General features: G+C 57.1%; 20 protein-coding genes and 5 tRNA genes. 6 read left to right on the top strand and 19 right to left on the bottom strand.

All coding sequences use genetic code 11. From position 1 onward, the window contains the following. Positions 1–51: 51 nt before the first annotated feature. Positions 52–1,707, top strand: coding sequence for a 2-isopropylmalate synthase (gene leuA / locus AC1VYI_RS06815; protein WP_226484227.1), 1,656 nt, complete (start codon positions 52–54; stop codon positions 1,705–1,707). Here leuA and AC1VYI_RS06810 read toward each other — a convergent pair. From AC1VYI_RS06810 to mltB, 19 genes are all read right to left on the bottom strand, one after another. Beyond that, a complete protein-coding gene (locus tag AC1VYI_RS06810) occupies positions 1,694–2,458 on the bottom strand; it encodes an AraC family transcriptional regulator (RefSeq protein ID WP_063408783.1) in 765 nt (254 codons plus the stop codon). The genes leuA and AC1VYI_RS06810 overlap by 14 nt on opposite strands. Before the next feature lie 54 nt (positions 2,459–2,512). Then, positions 2,513–3,028, bottom strand: a complete 516-nt coding sequence (gene luxS, locus AC1VYI_RS06805) for an S-ribosylhomocysteine lyase (RefSeq protein ID WP_008499539.1) — start codon at positions 3,026–3,028, stop codon at positions 2,513–2,515. A gap of 153 nt (positions 3,029–3,181) precedes the next feature. Further along, positions 3,182–4,726 carry a glutamate--cysteine ligase gene (gene gshA / locus AC1VYI_RS06800; protein ID WP_023308938.1) on the bottom strand — a complete coding sequence of 515 codons (1,545 nt, stop codon included), beginning with the start codon at positions 4,724–4,726 and terminating at the stop codon, positions 3,182–3,184. An 83-nt stretch (positions 4,727–4,809) separates the two neighbouring features. Next, positions 4,810–5,238: a YqaA family protein gene (locus AC1VYI_RS06795; protein ID WP_008499541.1), complete on the bottom strand. Its 429-nt coding sequence runs from the start codon at positions 5,236–5,238 to the stop codon at positions 4,810–4,812. Then, on the bottom strand, positions 5,235–5,801 hold the full coding sequence (yqaB, locus tag AC1VYI_RS06790; protein WP_023308940.1) for a fructose-1-phosphate/6-phosphogluconate phosphatase: 567 nt from the start codon (positions 5,799–5,801) through the stop codon (positions 5,235–5,237). Before yqaB ends, AC1VYI_RS06795 begins: the two co-directional genes overlap by 4 nt. Positions 5,802–5,918: 117 nt before the next feature. Continuing rightward, a tRNA-Arg gene (locus tag AC1VYI_RS06785) sits at positions 5,919–5,995 on the bottom strand. Positions 5,996–6,023: 28 nt separating this feature from the next. Further along, positions 6,024–6,100, bottom strand: a tRNA-Arg gene (locus tag AC1VYI_RS06780). A gap of 29 nt (positions 6,101–6,129) precedes the next feature. Continuing rightward, positions 6,130–6,206 (bottom strand) — tRNA-Arg (locus tag AC1VYI_RS06775). A gap of 64 nt (positions 6,207–6,270) precedes the next feature. After that, positions 6,271–6,347: transfer RNA gene (locus tag AC1VYI_RS06770), tRNA-Arg, on the bottom strand. Positions 6,348–6,351: 4 nt separating this feature from the next. Then, positions 6,352–6,444: transfer RNA gene (locus tag AC1VYI_RS06765), tRNA-Ser, on the bottom strand. 342 nt (positions 6,445–6,786) lie between these two features. Then, complete coding sequence (gene csrA, locus AC1VYI_RS06760; RefSeq protein WP_000906486.1) at positions 6,787–6,972, bottom strand: carbon storage regulator CsrA; 186 nt, start codon at positions 6,970–6,972, stop codon at positions 6,787–6,789. 241 nt (positions 6,973–7,213) lie between these two features. Next, a complete protein-coding gene (alaS, locus tag AC1VYI_RS06755) occupies positions 7,214–9,841 on the bottom strand; it encodes an alanine--tRNA ligase (protein WP_134867238.1) in 2,628 nt (875 codons plus the stop codon). A 131-nt stretch (positions 9,842–9,972) separates the two neighbouring features. Next, entirely contained in the window at positions 9,973–10,473 is a 501-nt protein-coding gene (gene recX, locus AC1VYI_RS06750) for a recombination regulator RecX (protein WP_045404219.1), read from the bottom strand. A gap of 67 nt (positions 10,474–10,540) precedes the next feature. Further along, positions 10,541–11,599, bottom strand: a complete 1,059-nt coding sequence (recA, locus tag AC1VYI_RS06745; RefSeq protein ID WP_023308943.1) for a recombinase RecA — start codon at positions 11,597–11,599, stop codon at positions 10,541–10,543. An 89-nt stretch (positions 11,600–11,688) separates the two neighbouring features. Continuing rightward, entirely contained in the window at positions 11,689–12,186 is a 498-nt protein-coding gene (gene pncC, locus AC1VYI_RS06740; RefSeq protein WP_023308944.1) for a nicotinamide-nucleotide amidase, read from the bottom strand. Between the two features lie 129 nt (positions 12,187–12,315). Next, positions 12,316–13,194 carry a metal ABC transporter substrate-binding protein gene (locus tag AC1VYI_RS06735; protein WP_032667918.1) on the bottom strand — a complete coding sequence of 293 codons (879 nt, stop codon included), beginning with the start codon at positions 13,192–13,194 and terminating at the stop codon, positions 12,316–12,318. 14 nt (positions 13,195–13,208) lie between these two features. Further along, positions 13,209–14,069: a metal ABC transporter permease gene (locus AC1VYI_RS06730; protein WP_023308946.1), complete on the bottom strand. Its 861-nt coding sequence runs from the start codon at positions 14,067–14,069 to the stop codon at positions 13,209–13,211. Continuing rightward, positions 14,066–14,719 (bottom strand): metal ABC transporter ATP-binding protein, encoded by a 654-nt coding sequence (locus AC1VYI_RS06725; protein WP_048975963.1) that lies wholly within the window; start codon positions 14,717–14,719, stop codon positions 14,066–14,068. The genes AC1VYI_RS06730 and AC1VYI_RS06725 overlap by 4 nt, the downstream gene beginning before the upstream one ends. Before the next feature lie 313 nt (positions 14,720–15,032). Then, positions 15,033–16,133: a lytic murein transglycosylase B gene (gene mltB, locus AC1VYI_RS06720; RefSeq protein WP_169803006.1), complete on the bottom strand. Its 1,101-nt coding sequence runs from the start codon at positions 16,131–16,133 to the stop codon at positions 15,033–15,035. A gap of 252 nt (positions 16,134–16,385) precedes the next feature. On the opposite strand from mltB, the gene srlA reads away from it, so the two are divergent. The 5 genes from srlA to gutM all read left to right on the top strand — a co-directional run bounded on the left by srlA (position 16,386) and on the right by gutM (position 19,502). Further along, entirely contained in the window at positions 16,386–16,949 is a 564-nt protein-coding gene (gene srlA / locus AC1VYI_RS06715; protein ID WP_023333189.1) for a PTS glucitol/sorbitol transporter subunit IIC, read from the top strand. Continuing rightward, positions 16,946–17,905, top strand: a complete 960-nt coding sequence (gene srlE / locus AC1VYI_RS06710; protein WP_023308950.1) for a PTS glucitol/sorbitol transporter subunit IIB — start codon at positions 16,946–16,948, stop codon at positions 17,903–17,905. Before srlA ends, srlE begins: the two co-directional genes overlap by 4 nt. A gap of 12 nt (positions 17,906–17,917) precedes the next feature. Beyond that, positions 17,918–18,280: a PTS glucitol/sorbitol transporter subunit IIA gene (gene srlB, locus AC1VYI_RS06705; RefSeq protein ID WP_023308951.1), complete on the top strand. Its 363-nt coding sequence runs from the start codon at positions 17,918–17,920 to the stop codon at positions 18,278–18,280. Between the two features lie 15 nt (positions 18,281–18,295). Further along, positions 18,296–19,075 (top strand): sorbitol-6-phosphate dehydrogenase, encoded by a 780-nt coding sequence (srlD, locus tag AC1VYI_RS06700; RefSeq protein WP_023294411.1) that lies wholly within the window; start codon positions 18,296–18,298, stop codon positions 19,073–19,075. A 67-nt stretch (positions 19,076–19,142) separates the two neighbouring features. Next, entirely contained in the window at positions 19,143–19,502 is a 360-nt protein-coding gene (gene gutM, locus AC1VYI_RS06695; protein WP_134867237.1) for a transcriptional regulator GutM, read from the top strand. Positions 19,503–19,509 lie beyond the last annotated feature (7 nt).

The following is a 19,509-nucleotide window of genomic DNA, read 5'->3' as shown; positions in this document are numbered from 1 at the left end:
CAGCGCTCCTGAAATCAATTCACGATAGTGAAAAGACAACAGGAGCGCATTATGCTGAACACACCCGCCGACAAGTACCAACCCTATCCGACCCTTTCCCTGCCCGACCGCCGCTGGCCGGAGCAACGCATTACCTGCGCGCCGCGCTGGCTCTCAACCGACCTGCGCGACGGCAACCAGGCCCTTGCCGAGCCGATGGACAGCGCCCGCAAGCTGCAGCTCTGGGATCTGCTGCTGGGCTGCGGATTCAAAGAGATTGAGGTCGCCTTCCCGTCCGCCTCGCAGACGGATTTCAACTTTGTTCGCCAGCTGATTGAAGAGAACCGCATCCCGGATGACGTCACGATTCAGGTATTAACCCAGGCGCGGGAAGATCTCATCCATCGCACTTTTGAATCCCTGCGCGGCGCGAAGCAGGCTACCGTGCATCTGTATAACGCCACCGCCCCGCTGTTCCGCCGCCTGGTATTCGGCATGGAGAAAGCGCAAGTCGTCGAGCTGGCGACGCGATCTACGCGGCTTATTCGTCAGCAGTGTGAAGAGAACCCGGACACCCGCTGGCAGTATGAGTATTCCCCGGAGACCTTCTGCTTTACCGAGCCGGAGTTTGCGCTGGAGATTTGTGAAGCCGTGGCGGAGATCTGGCAGCCGTGCGACGAACGGCCCATGGTGATCAACTTACCGGCCACCGTCGAAGTGAGCACGCCAAACGTCTATGCCGACCAGATCGAGTATTTCTGTCGCCACTTCAGCCGCCGCCGGGATGTCTGCATCAGCGTACATCCGCATAACGACCGCGGTACCGGCGTCGCCAGCGCCGAGCTGGCCGTGATGGCGGGGGCAGACCGCGTGGAGGGCTGTCTGTTTGGTAACGGCGAGCGCACGGGCAACGTCTGCCTGGTGACGCTGGCGATGAACCTCTACAGCCAGGGCATCAGCCCGAATCTCGACTTTAGCGATATGAACCGGGTCGTGGAAGTGGTGGAAGCCTGCAACCAGCTGCCGGTGCATCCGCGCCACCCGTGGGCAGGCCGGCTGGCCTATACCGCCTTCTCCGGCTCGCACCAGGATGCGATCAAAAAAGGCTTTGATGCCCGCAGGCCTGGCGATCGCTGGGAGATGCCGTATCTGCCCGTCGATCCGCAGGACATCGGCTGCACCTACGAAGCGGTGATCCGCGTGAACAGCCAGTCAGGGAAAAGCGGCAGCGCGTGGCTCATCGAACAGAATCATGGCCTGAAATTACCCCGCGCCCTGCAGCAGGATTTCAGCCAGCACGTGCAGCAGGAAACCGATCGCCACGGAAAAGAGATGACGCAGAATGCGCTGTGGCAGCTGTTCCGCACCCGCTACGGCCTGGTAGCCACGCCGCAGTTTGCGCTGCAATCCTACCGCAGCGACAGCCAGCAGGACGGCCAGCTGCGTTTGACGGCAAGCATCGCTACGCAGGGGGGAACGCGTCAGCTGGAAGGTCAGGGTAACGGTCTGCTCTCCGCCGCCGCTCACGGCTTGAGCCGCTGGGTCAACGCCCCGTTCGTGATTAAGGATTATCACGAGCATACGTTAGGCGAACGCAGCGACAGCCGCTCGGTGGCCTACATCCGCTGCCTGTTCCAGGACGGGAGCAGCCGCTGGGGCGTGGGCATCGACAGCGACGTGGCGCGCGCGTCGCTTCAGGCACTTTTAAACGCCGTCAGTCGTTCTTAAAGTAATCGCTGGGAGAGACGCCCATCACCCGGCGAAACATTGCCGTAAAGGCGCTGTGGCTGCCGTAACCCAGATCCAGCGCCACGCGCAGCACTGGCTGGCCCTGCGCCAGCCGCACTAAGGCTTCCAGCAGGCGCGCCCTTCTCAACCACTCGCCGTAGCTTAATCCCGTCTGCTGCTGAAAATGGCGGTTCAGGGTGCGTTCGCTCATGTTCATCATGCTCGCGGCCTGCGCGCTGCCCCAGCTCTCCCCCGCGTTTTGCCGGATTAGCAGACACAGGTGGCGTAACGCCTCGCTTTCCGGCTCCGGCAGATGAAACGGCAGCACCGGCATGGTGCGGATTTCATCGAGAATAAGCTCATAGACGCGTTCATCCCGGCTGCCGGGCGAGTACGATTCAGGTAAAGCAAGAGAGACGAGGATCAGCTCGCGCAGCAGCGGCGCGATCTGCACGATCTGACAGGAGGCCGGGAGATCGGCCCGCGCCAGCGGATCGATGAACAGCGTTCGCGCCGCCACGTTGCCGGTGATGCGAAGCGAGTGGCGAGTCCCCGCCGGTAGCCAGACGCCGCGACCCGGAGGAACAACCCAACAGCCCGATGCGGTATCGACCCGTACCACGCCGCTCAGGGTGTGCAACAGCTGCGCGCAGTCGTGCTCATGCCACGGCTCGCTGTCACCATGAACGTAATCATGGGCGAACGGAACGAGGGGACGATGGGTAAAGGAGAAGGTTGCGGTTGTGGTCATGGGGTTAAACCACCCTCACCCTACCCTCTCCCGGAGGGAGAGGGAAAAGGTGCACTAGATGTGCAGTTCCTGCAGTTTTTCTTTTGGCAGGGCCAGCTCTTCGTTGCTGTTAACGCGAACATCACGCTCGATGATGTGACGCGCGATTTCCTGCGCTTCTTCCAGAGAGTGCATCTGGTAAGTACCGCACTGGTAAACGTTCAGCTCAGGGATCTGGTTCTGCTCTTTCACCTTCAGCACGTCTTCCATCGCCGCTTTCCACGCATCTGCGACGCGTTTCTCTTCCGGCTGGCCAATCAGGCTCATGTAGAAACCGGTACGGCAGCCCATCGGAGAGATGTCGATGATCTCAACGCCGTTGCCGTTCAGATGGTCACGCATGAAACCGGCGAACAGGTGTTCCAGGGTATGAATGCCTTTCTCTGGCATCACTTCTTTATTTGGCACGCAGAAACGCAGATCGAAGACGGTGATCGTGTCGCCGTGCGGGGTGTGCATGGTCTTCGCCACGCGTACTGCAGGTGCTTCCATACGGGTATGGTCGACAGTAAAGCTATCTAATAACGGCATACGTCACCTCCGACAGTGATTTTTTTTAAAATAAACTGAACTCTTCTACAGAATGCACGTCTGAGTATATGAAAGACGCGCATTTGTTATCATCATCCCTGAATTCAGAGATGTATATTTTGGCCACAGCGATGTGGCCTTTTTCTTTTCTGCTTAAGACTGCTTCGCCAGAAACGCCTCAAACGACTCGGTATCCGCCGCTTCAACCTCTTTCTGACGCACCACGGACGCATCGCGTTCCGCGGCAAAATCTGCTTCGCTCAGCACTTCTAACGGCTCCTGCATCAGCATCTCACGATACTCCGCTGAGAGTGAACGCCCCGTGCCGCCAATGCCCTGATCGATCATAGAACGCAGAATACGCGCTGAGAACGTCAGTTCCGGATTATCAAAACATTCCACCAGCTGGTCGCAGATCTGTTGATACGCGTCGCCGCCGTCAATGCTGTCCATTGTGCGGGCAACACGCTTCAGATCGCGGAACAGATCTTTGCCGACTTTGGTCAGCGGGAACTGTGCCGTTTCGCAGCCGATACCCAACGTCAGGCCCGGCTTACGCCCTTCCAGAATCACGCGATTCCAGTTTGTACGGGTACAGAGCAGTTCGTCTGAACTCATTTCCGGCGCATCCGCCAGCACGCACCAGACCATAAACAGATCCAGGAAGCGAATCTGCTGCTCATCAACGCCAATCGGTGAGAACGGGTTGATATCCAGCGAACGCACTTCAATGTATTCGATCCCGCCGCGCTGCAGCGCATCCGACGGGGTTTCACCGCTGCGCGTTACGCGCTTAGGACGAATAGGCGCATACAGCTCGTTTTCAATCTGCAGCACATTGCTGTTGATTTGCAGGCGCTTGCCGTCTTTTTCGAGGCCGATTTTCTCGTACTCTTCCGACGGGGTTTTGATCGCCCGCTTCAATCCTGCCACATATTCGTGCAATTCGTTAAACGTAATACCGAGATTGCTTTGCGATTTATTGGTATAACCGAGATCGCTCAGGCGCAGAGAGGTGGCGTACGGGAGATAGTACATTCCGCACTCGGTCTTCTCGAACGGCAGCGTGGTCGGTTTCCCCTGCAGGAACGAAGAACAGATCGCCGGGGAGGCCCCAAACAGATACGGGATCACCCAGCCGAAACGGTAATAGTTGCGGATCAGGCGGAAGTAGCCTTCAGAGATCGCATCTTTATCCGTTTCACCGCATTTCGCCTGCCAGAACGCCATTGGCAGCGAGAAGTTATAATGCACGCCCGAGATCGTCTGCATCAACGCGCCGTAGCGGTTTTTCAGCCCTTCGCGATAGAGCGTTTTCAGCCGGCCGATATTTGACGTGCCGTACTGCGCCAGCTCAATCTCCTGGCCCTGCTCGATATAGCACGGCATGCTGAGGGGCCACATACGTTCGTCGCCCATGTTGCGCGCGGTGTAGCGATGGATATCGCGCATAATCGTCAGCATATGATCAATATCACCCTCTACTGGCGTGATGAACTCCAGTAGTGCTTCAGCGAAATCGGTTGTGATCCATTTATGTGTCAGCGCCGAGCCTAACGCCTTCGGGTGACCCGTCGTCGCTAAGCTACCGTCCGCGTTAACGCGCAGCGTTTCACGCTCAAGACCACGCTGAATACCCTTCAATGCCTGAGGGTGGTTTTCCAGCCAGGCCAGCGCCTGAGATACGTCCGGGATCAAATTGACCTCCCGCCTGTCAAAGTAATGTTACTCAGCATAATTGTAATGGTTGACGATTGAAGGTCGCGTATTCATTCCACCAATTAGTGCCACCACGTCATACCCTGTAGTGTTGCCCACGCCACGAGAACATAGCGCAACGCCTTGCCAAGGCACAAAAAAAAGAGCACCGGTCCCCAGGAGATGCGCATCCATCCCGCCAGCAGACACAGTAAATCGCCTATTACAGGCATCCAGCTTAATAACAGCGTGGCAGCGCCATAGCGTTTTAGCCAGCCGACTGCCTTTTCCTGCCAGCGCGATTTTTCGCGCAGCGGAAAGAAACGCCCAAGAATAACGTTAGTCAGCCCTCCAAGGCTATTACCCATTGTTGCTATTAATACAAGCAGCCAGGGCTGACTCACGCCGGACAACAGCATCGCCACCAGCACCACTTCCGAATTTCCCGGTAACAGCGTGGCGCTTAAAAAACTGCTGGCGAATAATGAAGCAAGTGACAGCGCGTCACTCACAGTAAGCGCACATCCACCGCATCCATTCCGGCATCACGCGCGGCCTGAATGCCGAAATCGGCGTCTTCAAAAACGACACATTTTGCCGCCGGGACGCCCATTAATTCTGCGCAAAGCAGGAAGGTGTCCGGTGCGGGCTTGTGATGTTTAACATGATCGGCGGCGACCACCGCAGAAAAATAGTGGCGCAGGCCAAGATGATTGAGCAAAGCTTCTGCAATCGAGCTTTCACTGCCAGTTCCTACCGACATCGGGCGGCGACCGTGCCACTCTTTTACCACATCAATCAGCGGCAGAGGGCGTACGGTATCTAAAAGCATGGCTTTTACCGCATCGGTTTTTTCGCGCGCGAGCAGATGCGGGTCGAGATCGGCCTGATTCAGTTCAATCACGGCCTGCGCAATACGCCAGGTGGGGGATCCGTTGAGGGCAATCATCGCCTGAAGATCGAAACGCATTCCGTAGCGGCCCAGGACGTCAGTCCAGGCTTGACGATGCGTGGGTTCGGTATCCAGGAGAGTGCCGTCCATATCGAAGATCAAACCGTCATACTGTGCGTACATCGTGCTCTCGCTAAACGATTAACAAAGCATTACTTTATCGTAAATGGTGATTTTTGTCGCTGATTGAGAGTGTGATTGCTGACGGAACGTCGAAGGAATAAACAAAGAAGGAGAAGATGGTGCATCCGGGAGGATTCGAACCTCCGACCGCTCGGTTCGTAGCCGAGTACTCTATCCAGCTGAGCTACGGATGCATCAGGGAACTACTTTCAGAAATAATAATGGTGCATCCGGGAGGATTCGAACCTCCGACCGCTCGGTTCGTAGCCGAGTACTCTATCCAGCTGAGCTACGGATGCATCAGGGTACTGCTTTCAGAAATAGTAAATGGTGCATCCGGGAGGATTCGAACCTCCGACCGCTCGGTTCGTAGCCGAGTACTCTATCCAGCTGAGCTACGGATGCATCGGGATTTACTACTGTACTGCTCGATATTCATATCACTTCTAAAGCAATATGAAGTAATAGATGGTGCATCCGGGAGGATTCGAACCTCCGACCGCTCGGTTCGTAGCCGAGTACTCTATCCAGCTGAGCTACGGATGCAAAATGGCGGTGAGGCGGGGATTCGAACCCCGGATGCAGCTTTTGACCGCATACTCCCTTAGCAGGGGAGCGCCTTCAGCCTCTCGGCCACCTCACCACACAACGCCTCTTTCGAGTGCTTCGAGTTACTCGTTAAGAGCTTCTCGTCGCTGCGTGGCGCATATATTACTTTCTGGGACTTATAAGTCAAACAATTTTCCAAAAGCTTTTATCGTTTGCACAAATCACACGCAATTCGCATGTAAAAGCCGCAAAGAGGGTGTTTTATAAGCGGATTTTGCAGGCATCTTCACAGAAAACCTTTGCAGAAATGGCGGCGTAAGGGCGAGTTTAAGGTAACGGAGTGGTTAAAAAGAGAGCGTTTGAAATTAAACGGTAACGTTGAGCAGGAAAAATGACAGGAGGGTTGCGTCTCGCCCGACAGCGAGACGCGACAATATCAGTAACTGGACTGCTGGGATTTTTCAGCCTGGATACGCTGGTAGATCTCTTCACGGTGGACAGATACTTCTTTAGGAGCGTTAACACCAATACGTACCTGGTTACCCTTTACCCCTAAAACTGTCACGGTGACCTCATCCCCAATCATGAGGGTCTCACCAACTCGACGAGTCAGAATCAGCATTCTTTGCTCCTTGAAAGATTAAAAGAGTCGGGTCTCTTGTATCCCGGCATTATCCATCATATAACGCCAAAAAGTAAGCGATGACAAACACGTAAAGTGTAAGCAGTCACGGCATCACATTCTGTTAAACGTAAGTTTAGCCGATATACACAAACTCAACCTGACTTTATCGTTATCGATAGCACAGTGAACAAGACGCCATAACGTTACCGCTATGGCGTCTGCTTGTGCTTTGTAGTTATTACAGTTTCGCGCTTACCCAGCTTTTAACGCAGGCCAAAGCTTGCGGAAGTGCCGCCGCATCCGTACCACCGGCTTGCGCCATGTCCGGACGACCGCCACCCTTGCCACCCACCTGCTGAGCGACCATACCAATCAGTTCCCCTGCTTTTACGCGGTCGGTCACATCCTTAGAGACGCCCGCAATCAGAGAAACCTTACCTTCTGCCACTGTCGCCAGCACGATAACGGTAGAACCAAGCTGGTTCTTGAGATCGTCGACCATAGTACGCAGCATCTTAGGCTCAACGCCCGCCAGATCGCTGACCAGCAGTTTGACACCCTTAATGTCTACAGCCTTGCTGGAGAGGTTTGCACTCTCCTGCGCCGCAGCCTGCTCTTTCAGCTGCTGCAGCTCTTTTTCCAGCTGACGCGTGCGATCCAGCGCAACGCGCACTTTCTCGCCCAGGTTCTGGCTATCGCCTTTCAGCAGCTGCGCGATGTCGTGCAGCTGATCGCTCTGCGCATGCAGGCTGGCAATCGCACCTTCACCGGTCACCGCTTCAATACGACGCACACCTGCCGCCGTACCCGACTCGGAAACAATGCGGAACAGGCCGATGTCACCGGTGCGCGATGCGTGCGTACCGCCGCACAGCTCGGTAGAGAAGTCGCCCATGCTCAGCACGCGAACGCGGTCGTCATATTTCTCACCAAACAGCGCCATCGCACCTTTTTTCTTCGCGTCCTCGAGCTCCATGATGTGGGTCTCGATTGGCAGGTTACGACGGATCTGCGCGTTCACCAGATCTTCCACCGCGCGGATTTCAGACGGTTTCATCGCTTCAAAATGCGAGAAGTCGAAACGCAGCACTTTGTCGTTAACCAGAGAACCTTTCTGTGCAACGTGGGTACCGAGTACGTCGCGCAGGGCGGCGTGCATCAGGTGGGTTGCAGAGTGGTTCAGACGAATGCGCGCGCGGCGAGCTTCATCCACGTTAGCCTGTACGCCCTCGCCCACTTTCAGAGAACCGGAAACCAGTTTGCCCTGGTGACCAATCGCCTGACCGTATTTCTGGGTGTCGCTGACGCTGAAGCTGAAACCGTTGCCTTTCAGCTCGCCCTTGTCGCCAACCTGACCGCCGGACTCCGCGTAGAACGGCGTTTTGTCCAGAATGACAACCGCTTCCTGACCCGCGCTGATGCTGTCCACGGCTTTACCGTCAACAAACAGGGCGGTCACTTTGCCGGTCAGTTCCAGCGCGTCATAACCTTTGAATTCAGACGCGCTATCAACGCGGATCATCGCGTTGTAGTCTGCACCGAAACCGCTGGATTCACGCGCACGACGACGCTGCTCTTCCATCGCGGCTTCGAAGCCCGCTTCGTCAACTTTGATATTGCGCTCGCGGCAAACGTCCGCCGTCAGGTCAACCGGGAAGCCGTAGGTGTCGTACAGGCGGAAAGCTGTTTCGCCATCCAGCGTATCGCCCTTAAGTTTTGCCAGCTCTTCGTCCAGCAGCGCCAGACCGCGCTCAAGTGTACGCGCAAACTGCTCTTCTTCGGTTTTCAGAACCTGCTCTACCTGCGCCTGCTGGCGTTTCAGCTCATCACCGGCAGCACCCATCACGCCAATCAGTGGCCCAACGAGTTTATAGAAGAAGGTGTCCTTCGCGCCCAGCATGTTGCCGTGACGGATGGCACGACGAATGATACGACGCAGCACGTAGCCACGGTTTTCATTCGACGGGATAACGCCGTCGGCAATCAGGAACGCACAGGAACGAATGTGGTCCGCGATAACGCGCAGCGATTTGTTGTTCAGGTCGGTCGCGCCGGTAACTTCGGCAACGGCTTTGATCAGGGTGCTGAACAGGTCAATCTCGTAGTTGGAGTTGACGTGCTGCAGAACCGCGGCAATACGCTCCAGACCCATACCGGTATCAACGGAAGGCTTCGGCAGCGGCTCCATCGTACCGTCGGCCTGACGGTTGAACTGCATGAAGACGATGTTCCAGATCTCAATGTAGCGATCGCCGTCTTCTTCCGGGCTGCCCGGAGGGCCACCCCAGATGTGGTCGCCGTGATCGTAGAAGATCTCGGTGCACGGACCGCAAGGGCCGGTATCACCCATCTGCCAGAAGTTGTCAGACGCGTATGGCGCGCCTTTGTTATCGCCGATGCGAATAATACGCTCGCGCGGGATCCCGACTTCTTTTTCCCAGATTTCGTAGGCTTCGTCATCGGTTTCATAGACGGTAACCCACAGACGCTCTTTCGGCAGGTTGAACCAGTTTTCACCGGTCAGCAGTTCCCACGCGTATTGAATGGCATCGTGTTTGAAGTAGTCGCCGAAGCTGAAGTTACCCAGCATTTCGAAGAACGTATGGTGACGCGCGGTGTAACCGACGTTTTCCAGGTCGTTGTGTTTACCGCCCGCACGCACGCAACGCTGTGAGGTTGTGGCGCGGGAATAATTACGCTTGTCGAGACCAAGGAACACATCCTTGAACTGGTTCATCCCGGCGTTGGTAAACAGCAGAGTCGGATCGTTATTCGGTACCAGGGAGCTGCTGGCAACAACCTGGTGTCCCTTACTATGGAAAAAATCGAGAAACGCCTGACGGATCTCAGCGGTGCTCTTGCTCATAATTATCCTGAAATCAAGCTAACGAAATGTCGTAGCCAGCCTGTATCGGTAAACCGTTGGACAGACCAGCTACTGGAAAAAGTGGGAATAAGATAAGTTTTCTTTAGTGGGAAGTAAAATCCCGCATGCGTTCAATCGGCAAAATTACGCCAGATATCCTGAATATCTTCCATGAGAAAGCCGCGGTAGAGCAAAAAGCGCTGGATTTTGACTTTTTCTGAAAATTCACGCGGCAGCGGTTCGCCGTATTTACGAATCGCCTGTTCTCTGGCCAGCTCGCACCAGTCAGTATCGCATTCGCGCATCGCTTTTTCGATGGACTCCCGGGCCACCCCTTTCTGGTTCAGCTCCTGCCGGATGCGCGCGGGCCCATATCCTTTACGGCCGCGGCTGGCGAGAAACCGTGAGGCAAAGCGCTCGTCATCGAGATAATGATGCTCATAGCACCAGGCAATCACGCGGTCATAATCTTCCGCGGTGGCATCAATCTCTTCCGGCCCGTTTTTACTCATCACCGGAGCCGACAGTTTTCGCCGCAGCTCCTGTTCACTGTGGTCACGAACGGCCAGGATGCGCACCGCGCGGTCCAGTAAGCGTGCATACGCGGGTCGACGTGTTGTCGGTTCACTCATAAAAAACCTGCTGATTCAGAAATGCAAAAAGGGCCGCATCAGCAGCCCTTCATTTTAAACGAAAGAATTAAAAGTCTTCGTTGGTTTCTTCAGCATCCGCGGCATCGACCACGAAATCAGGTTTAGAGTCCTGGTTGTTCAGCAGAAGCTCACGCACCTTCTTCTCAATCTCTTTCGCCGCAGCCGGGTTCTCTTTCAGCCAGGAGATCGCGTTCGCTTTACCCTGACCAATCTTGTCACCGTTGTAGCTGTACCAGGCGCCCGCTTTTTCAATCAGCTTCTCTTTCACGCCCAGGTCAACCAACTCGCCGAGGAAGTTGATCCCTTCGCCGTAGAGGATCTGGAATTCAGCCTGTTTGAACGGCGCGGCGATTTTGTTCTTCACAACCTTCACGCGGGTTTCGCTACCGACCACGTTCTCGCCCTCTTTCACCGCGCCGATACGGCGGATATCCAGACGGACAGAGGCGTAGAATTTCAGTGCGTTACCGCCGGTAGTGGTTTCCGGGTTACCGAACATCACACCAATTTTCATACGAATCTGGTTGATGAAGATCAGCAGCGTGTTGGACTGCTTCAGGTTACCCGCCAGCTTACGCATCGCCTGGCTCATCATTCGTGCCGCGAGGCCCATATGAGAGTCACCGATTTCACCTTCGATTTCGGCTTTTGGCGTCAGTGCGGCAACGGAGTCGACCACGATAACGTCAACGGCACCAGAACGCGCCAGCGCGTCACAAATTTCCAGCGCCTGCTCACCGGTGTCCGGCTGAGAACACAGCAGGTTGTCGATATCCACGCCCAGCTTGCGAGCATAAACAGGGTCCAGCGCGTGCTCGGCATCGATAAACGCACAGGTTTTACCTTCGCGCTGTGCCGCAGCGATCACCTGCAGCGTCAGTGTGGTTTTACCGGAGGACTCTGGCCCGTAGATTTCTACGATACGACCCATAGGCAGACCGCCAGCGCCCAGCGCGATATCCAGAGAAAGCGAACCGGTGGAGATGGTTTCCACATCCATGGAACGGTCTTCACCCAGGCGCATGATGGAGCCTTTACCGAATTGCTTTTCGATCTGGCCCAGTGCTGCCGCCAACGCTTTCTGTTTGTTTTCGTCGATAGCCATTATTACTCCTGTCATGCCGGGAGAAGCGACTGTGCTTCACCGTGGATTTCTGTTCTGTTGGTGCAATTATACTGTATGGTCATACAGTATCAAGTGTTTTGTAGAAATTGTTGCCAGAGCGTTTTTAACGCATAAACGGTTGCCTGACGACGCACGCTTTCGCGATCGCCGCTGAAGCACTCCCGGCGAGTGATACCTTCCCCTTTGGAGGTGGCGAACCCAAACCAGACGGTGCCGACAGGCTTTACGTCGCTGCCGCCGTCCGGGCCCGCAATACCGCTAATGGAAATCGCGTAATCTGCCCGCGCCTCTTTGAGCGCGCCAATAGCCATCTCGATTACCACCGGTTCGCTGACCGCGCCATGCTGTTCAAGCGTGGATTCACGCACGCCAATCATCTGTGCTTTAGCTTCGTTACTGTAGGTCACAAAACCGCGTTCAAACCAGGCGGAACTGCCGGCAATATCGGTAATCGCTTTCGCCACCCAGCCGCCGGTGCAGGATTCCGCAGTGGTGATTGTCGCGCCACGCTGCTTCAGCGCAAGGCCAACGATCTCGCTAAGCTGCATCAATTCATGGTCAGTCATTCTCGCTCCAGGCATCAGAAAAACGTGCTGCACAAGATAGCACTTTATCGTCAGATGTGGGGATGGACTTCAGGTTTTACGAGGGGGCTTCAGAAAAAAGCCGGTACGGACGCACCGGCGGTGGAAAGGTTATTTCATGCTCTCAGCGAGGGTGTGCACATTGTGGCGAAACGCCTTAACGTAGGTGTCAGCCACCCCACCTTTTGCCGACAGCGCTTCGGGGTAAAGCTCGCCCCCGGGCTGTGCGCCCGTCGCCGATGCAATCTGTTTCACCAGACGCGGATCGAGCTGATTTTCCATAAACCAGGTTTTCACGCCGTCGGCTTTAATCTGATTGATAATCTCGGCGACCTGCGCCGCGCTGGCTTCGCTCTCAGACGACAGCCCCTGCGGCGCCATAAACGTCACGCCGTAGGCGCGGCTGAAATAGCCGAACGCGTCATGGCTGGTCAGCACTTTACGCTTCGCCGGCGGGATCTGGCTAAAGCGCGTTTTGGCCCAGTTATCCAGCTGGCTGAGCTGCGCGATATACGTTTTGCCAGAGGCTTCCAGCGCGGCTTTGTCCTCAGGATCGGCTTTCACCAGCCCGTTCAGAATGTTTTGCGCATAGAGCGCCCCGTTCGCCGCGCTGTTCCACGCATGGGGATCGGTCACAGTCTTTCCATCTTCCTCAAGCGTGTGGGTTTTCACTCCTGTTGAGGCGACAACCAGTTGCCCTTTGAACCCGGAGGCTTTCACCAGACGATCAAGCCAGCCTTCCAGCCCCAGGCCGTTCACCACCACCACATCAGCCTTGCTCAGGGCGGCGCTGTCTTTCGGCGACGGTTCAAAGGTATGCGGATCGCCGTCCGGCCCGACCAGCGTCGTCACGTTCACATGGTCACCGCCTACCTCCTGCGTGATATCCCCCAGAATCGAAAAGCTGGTCACCACATTCAGCGTTTTCGCCATCACGCCGTGCGACATCATACCCAGCGCGAGCGCCACTACAAATCCTGTACGTTTCATCGTTTCCCCTTGCGTTAAAAATACGCCCGCAGGCTGCCAGCGAGCCTGCTTCGCGTACCCAGTAAAATGGAAATAAAGAACAGCGCGCTGGCGGTGAGCACGATGGACGGCCCGGCAGGTAGGCTCATCGCCCAGGAGAGGCTCAGCCCCAGCCATGCGCAGAAAATACCGCTTATCCCCGCCATCAGAAGTAAGGCTGGTAGCGTGCGCACCCAGCAGCGTGCCGCCACGGCCGGAAGCATCATCAGCCCGACGGCCATCAGCGTGCCGAGCACCTGAAAACCAGCCACCAGGTTAAGCACCAGCAGCGCCAGAAACAGTCCGTGCAGCAGGCCAGGCAGCCAGCGGGCGTTCACCTGCAGCCAGGCAGTATCAAACGCTTCTGTGACCAGCCCGCGATAAAACAGCGCCAGTGTGATAAGGGTGAACATACACACGCCCGTGACAAACAGCGCGGCGTCCTTGTCCACGGCGAGGATAGAGCCAAACAGCAGATGCAGCAGATCGACATTCGACCCGCGCAGCGACACCAGCGTGACCCCCAGCGCCAGCGAGCCAAGATAAAACCCGGCAAAGCTGGCATCTTCTTTCAGCGGCGTGCGTCGACTGACCAGACCGGCCAGCAGCGCCACGGTAATTCCCGCGATAAAACCGCCAATACTCATCGCCAGCAGCGACATACCGCTGAGCAAATACCCCACGGCGACACCCGGCAAAATGGCGTGAGAAAGGGCGTCGCCCATCAGGCTCATCCGACGCAGCTGAAGAAACACGCCGAGCGCGGTGGTGCTGACGGAGAGCGCCAGGCAAACCACCAGCGCGCGACGCATAAAGCCGTACTCAATGAACGGTTGAAAAAAGAGATGCCAGATCATGCCACCCTCACCCGCTCGGTTTTCCACTGGGGAACGTCAGCATCCAGCCGCAGCGTCTGCGGAAAATGGCGCGACACGCGCTCGCTGTCGTGCAGTACCGCGAGCAGCGTTTGCCCCTGCATATACATCTCCAGCATCAAATCCATCAGCACGCTGCAGGTGGCTTCATCGACCCCGGTAAAGGGTTCATCCAGCATCACCAGCGGCGCCTGCTGCACCAGGACGCGGGCAAACAGCATGCGCTGAAACTGACCGCCGGAGAGTTCATCAATGGTGGATAGCGCCATGGACTCAAGCCCGACGCGCTCAAGCGCGCTGGCAATGCGCAGCCGCGTTTCGCGACGAAACCCGGAAAAAAGCGACATGCCCGGCCAGCAGCCCATGCTTACCACGTCCTGTACGGTCAGCGGAAACTGCGCCTCCAGGGCGTGACGCTGTGCCAGCCAGCCGATGACCGGGCGCTTACCCTGCCAGCGGAAACCGCCGCTGACGGGAGGAATAAACCCCGCCAGCGTTTTCAGCAGCGTGGATTTCCCGCAGCCGTTAGCGCCGATAATGGCGGTCATGCTGCCGCGTTCAATGGTGCCCGAGAGGGGCCGCGTAACGGGCTGGCGTTCATAACCCGCGACCAGTTCATTCATCACGATCATGGCAGTGCCACCGCCCAGCGCACGGCCAGCCCGATAAAGACAACAAGCACCAGCGCCAGCAAAAGCCGAACCAGAGCAGACAGAGAAAAAAGGGACGTTGACATGTCGACACCACATTAAATGTTATAACATAACAATAATGAAAGACGGTTAAGATGTAAATGACGGGTTTGAAAAGGGAGTGTGGCGAAATGTTTCTGAAGAATTTCCCTCTCCCGTGGGAGAGGGTCAGGGCGAGGGCATCAGGCCGCACCGTGCGTGCAGCCATGCCGGGTGGCGGCGTTGCCTTACCCGGCCTACCCGTCTGAGCAACTTACTGACTAAACGGTGACGCCGCCGGAACGCGCGCCTGAGACACCGCCAGCCCCAGCTGCCATACGGCCATCGCATAGTGAGTACTGTGGTTATAGCGGGTGATGACGTAGAAGTTCGGCAGACCGTACCAGTACTGATAGCCCGTACCGACATCCAGACGCAGCAGGCTTGCCTGTTGCGCGTTGCCCAGCGGCTGCGTTGGCGTTAGGCCTGCCGCTGCCAGCTGCGAAATGCTGTAGTTGGTTTTGAAGCCGTTTTCCAGCCCCGGCGCCTGACCGTTCGCCTGCACCGCCACCTGGCCGCCCGGCACCCAGCCGTGCGCTTTGAAGTAGTTCGCCACGCTGCCGATGGCATCCACCGGATCCCACAGGTTGATATGACCGTCCCCGTTAAAGTCGACGGCATATTGTTTATAGGAGGATGGCATAAACTGGCCGTAGCCCATCGCGCCGGCAAACGACCCTTTCAGATCGAGCGGATCGTCCTGCTCGCTGCGCGCCATCAGCAGGAAGGTTTCCAGCTCGGAAGAGAAATACTCCGCGCGGCGCGGGTAGTTAAAGGAGAGCGTCGCCAGCGCGTCGAGGATGCGGGTTTTCCCCATCACGCGGCCCCAGCGGGTTTCAACGCCGATAATCCCGACGATGATTTCCGGCGGTACGCCGTACACCTGCCACGCGCGGTTGAGCGCATCTTCATACTGATTCCAGAACACTACGCCGTTTTGCACGTTGTCCGGGGTAATAAACTGTTTGCGATAGCGCAGCCACGCGCCGTTCGGCCCGCTCGGCACCTGGGCGGTTGGTGCCTGCCTGTCCATCAGGCGCAGCACGTAGTCCAGACGCCTGGCCTGAGACAAAATTTCATGCAGCTGCTGTCTGTCAAAGCCGTGTTTGCTCACCATTTTATCGATGAACTGCTCGGCCGCCGGGTTATTCGCGAAGTCGCCGCCCATCTGCATCATATTGTGCTGCGGCTCCAGCAGGAATCCTCCGGAAGGCGCGCCCGCCGTTTGCTGAACGGCTTCAGTCTTAGGTTTGCTACTACAGGCAGACAGCAGAATAAGCGCAGGCAACAGCGCTGCATAACGACGCTTGAACATGAGACATCCATTTAACGGGTTCGATAAGAACCCAGTATGGTAAAGCATCCGCAACACCTCAAGGAAGCGGTACGCGCCTCCCCCACGCAAATCCGCGCTTTTTTCCACCGAAAATCATTCGCCCCACCAATAAACTTTCAAAATAATCCATTTTTCTTTCATTGTGAGATCCAATTAACACTTTAAAACCTTTCAAAGTGATTATTATTAGCCCAGTCAGACAAAAACAAAAAAGCCCCACAGGAGAGAAGAATGATAGAAACCATCACCCACGGCGCCGAGTGGTTCATCGGGCTGTTTCAGAAAGGCGGAGAAGTGTTCACCGGCATGGTGACCGGGATCCTGCCCCTGCTGATCAGCCTGCTGGTGATCATGAACGCGCTGATCAACTTTATCGGCCAGCAGCGCATCGAACGCTTCGCCCAGCGCTGTGCCGGGAATCCGCTGTCCCGCTACCTGGTACTGCCGTTCATCGGTACCTTCGTGTTCTGCAACCCGATGACCTTAAGCCTCGGCCGCTTCATGCCGGAAAAGTACAAGCCGAGCTACTACGCCGCCGCCTCCTACAGCTGCCATTCGATGAACGGCCTGTTCCCGCACATTAACCCCGGCGAGCTGTTTGTCTATCTTGGGATCGCCAGCGGCCTCACCACCCTTGGCCTGCCGCTCGGCCCGCTGGCGGTGAGCTACCTGCTGGTTGGCCTGGTCACCAACTTCTTCCGCGGCTGGGTGACCGACCTCACCACCGCCATTTTTGAGAAAAAAATGGGCATCCAGCTTGAACAGAAAGTCCATCTTTCAGGAGCCACAGCATGAACCGGATCCGCATTGAAAAAGGCACGGGCGGCTGGGGCGGCCCGCTGGAGTTCGACGCCACCGAAGGCAAAAAGATCGTCTACATCACCGCAGGCACGCGCCCGGCAATCGTCGACAGGCTGCGCGAGCTGACCGGCTGGGAAGCGGTCGACGGCTTCAAGGAAGGCGAGCCGCCGGAAGCGGAAATCGGCGTGGCGGTAATCGACTGCGGCGGCACGCTGCGCTGCGGTATCTATCCGAAGCGCCGGATTCCGACGGTGAATATTCACTCAACCGGAAAATCCGGCCCGCTGGCACAGTACATCCTTGAGGACATTTATGTCTCAGGCGTGAAGGAGGACAACATCACGCTGGTGAATGGCACTGCCGCGCCGCAAAAAGCGGCCCCGCGCGAGTACGACACCAGCAAGAAAATCACCGAACAGAGCGACGGCCTGCTGGCGAAGGTCGGGATGGGCATGGGTTCCGCCGTGGCGGTACTGTTCCAGTCCGGGCGCGACACCATCGACACGGTGCTGAAAACCATTCTGCCGTTTATGGCATTCGTCTCGGCGCTGATCGGCATCATCATGGCGTCCGGCCTGGGCGACTGGATTGCCCACGGCCTCGCCCCGCTCGCGAGCCACCCGCTCGGGCTGGTGACGCTGGCGCTGATCTGCTCCTTCCCGCTGCTGTCGCCGTTCCTCGGCCCTGGCGCGGTAATTGCCCAGGTCATCGGCGTGCTGATTGGCGTGCAGATTGGTCTGGGGAACATTCCCCCGCACCTCGCCCTACCCGCCCTGTTCGCCATTAACGCCCAGGCGGCGTGCGATTTCATCCCCGTAGGGCTGTCGCTGGCCGAAGCGCGCCAGGACACCGTGCGCGTGGGCGTGCCGTCGGTGCTGGTGAGCCGCTTCCTGACGGGCGCGCCGACGGTGCTGATTGCCTGGTTTGTCTCCGGCTTTATTTATCAATAAGAGGTTCCTGCGATGACCGTGATTTACCAGACCACCATTACCCGCATCGGCCAGAGCGCGGCTGACGCGCTGAGCGACCAGATGCTGATCACCTTCCGCGAAGGCGCCCCGGCGGATATCGAAGAGTTTTGCTTTATCCACTGTCACGGCGAGCTGAAGGGCGAGCTGAAGGCCGGGAGCCAGCTGGAGCTGGGCGAGGCGCGCTATGCCGTGACCGCCGTCGGCGACGTGGCCGAGCAAAACCTGCGCGAGCTGGGGCACATCACCCTGCGTTTCGACGGCCAGCCGCAGGCCGAATATCCCGGCACGGTTCACGTGGCGGGCCCGGTTCCGCAGGCTGTCACCCCAGGCTGCACGTTAAAATTTGTTGCGTAATTTAAGGAGAAACACATGAGTCAGGTTGCCGTTGTCATTGGTGGAGGACAAACCTTAGGCGAGTTCCTCTGCCGTGGGCTTGCCGCAGAGGGCTACCGCGTGGCGGTAGTGGACATTCAGAGTGAAAAAGCCGCCCGCGTGGCGGACACCATTAACACCGAGTTTGGCGAAGGGATGGCGTACGGGTTTGGTGCCGACGCCACCAGCGAGCAGAGCGTGATGGCGCTGGCCCGCGGCGTGGACGAGATTTTTGGGCGTACCGACCTGCTGGTCTACAGCGCGGGGATTGCGAAAGCGGCCTTTATCAGCGATTTCGAACTGGGGGATTTTGACCGTTCGCTGCAGGTGAATCTGGTGGGCTATTTCCTCTGCGCCCGCGAGTTTTCCCGTCTGATGATCCGCGACGGCATTCAGGGGCGCATCATTCAGATCAACTCCAAATCAGGGAAAGTGGGCAGCAAGCACAACTCCGGCTACAGCGCGGCGAAGTTTGGCGGCGTGGGGCTGACGCAGTCTCTGGCGCTGGATCTGGCCGAGTACGGCATTACCGTTCATTCGCTGATGCTGGGTAACCTGCTGAAATCGCCGATGTTCCAGTCCCTGCTGCCGCAGTATGCCACCAAGCTCGGCATCAAGGCTGAGGAAGTGGAGCAGTACTACATCGATAAAGTGCCGCTGAAGCGCGGGTGCGATTATCAGGACGTGCTGAACATGCTGCTGTTTTACGCCAGCCCCAAAGCCTCGTACTGCACCGGGCAGTCGATCAACGTGACGGGTGGGCAGGTCATGTTCTGATCGAGCGGCCTGATGCCCTCACCCTAACCCTCTCCCACCGGGAGAGGGAACAAAACAAGGAGTCGATATGGTTACCGCACTCATCACCGTCGCCGCCCTCGCCTGGATCTGCCAGATGGCGTTTGGCGGCTGGCAGATCTACCAGTTTAACCGCGCGTTTGACGCGCTGTGTCAGAAAGGTCGCGTCGGGGTCGGGCGTTCCGGCGGACGCTTCAAACCGCGCGTGGTCGTCGCCGTTGCGCTGGATGAAAACAATCACGTCTGCGATTCCCTCATCATGCGCGGCATGACCGTCTTTGCCCGTCCGGCGAAAATCCAGGCGATCAACGGCATTTCGCTGCAGGAATTACGGCCTGATGTGATCTTTCCCCATGATCCACTCTGTCAGAATGCACTATCATTAGCGCTTAATCTGAAACATGGATAATTTCGTT

The sequence above is a fragment of the Enterobacter sp. QK-SA4 genome, assembly GCF_056856775.1.
Note: the sequence above shows the minus strand (reverse complement) of the source record. Positions and strands in the feature narration are given on the sequence as shown.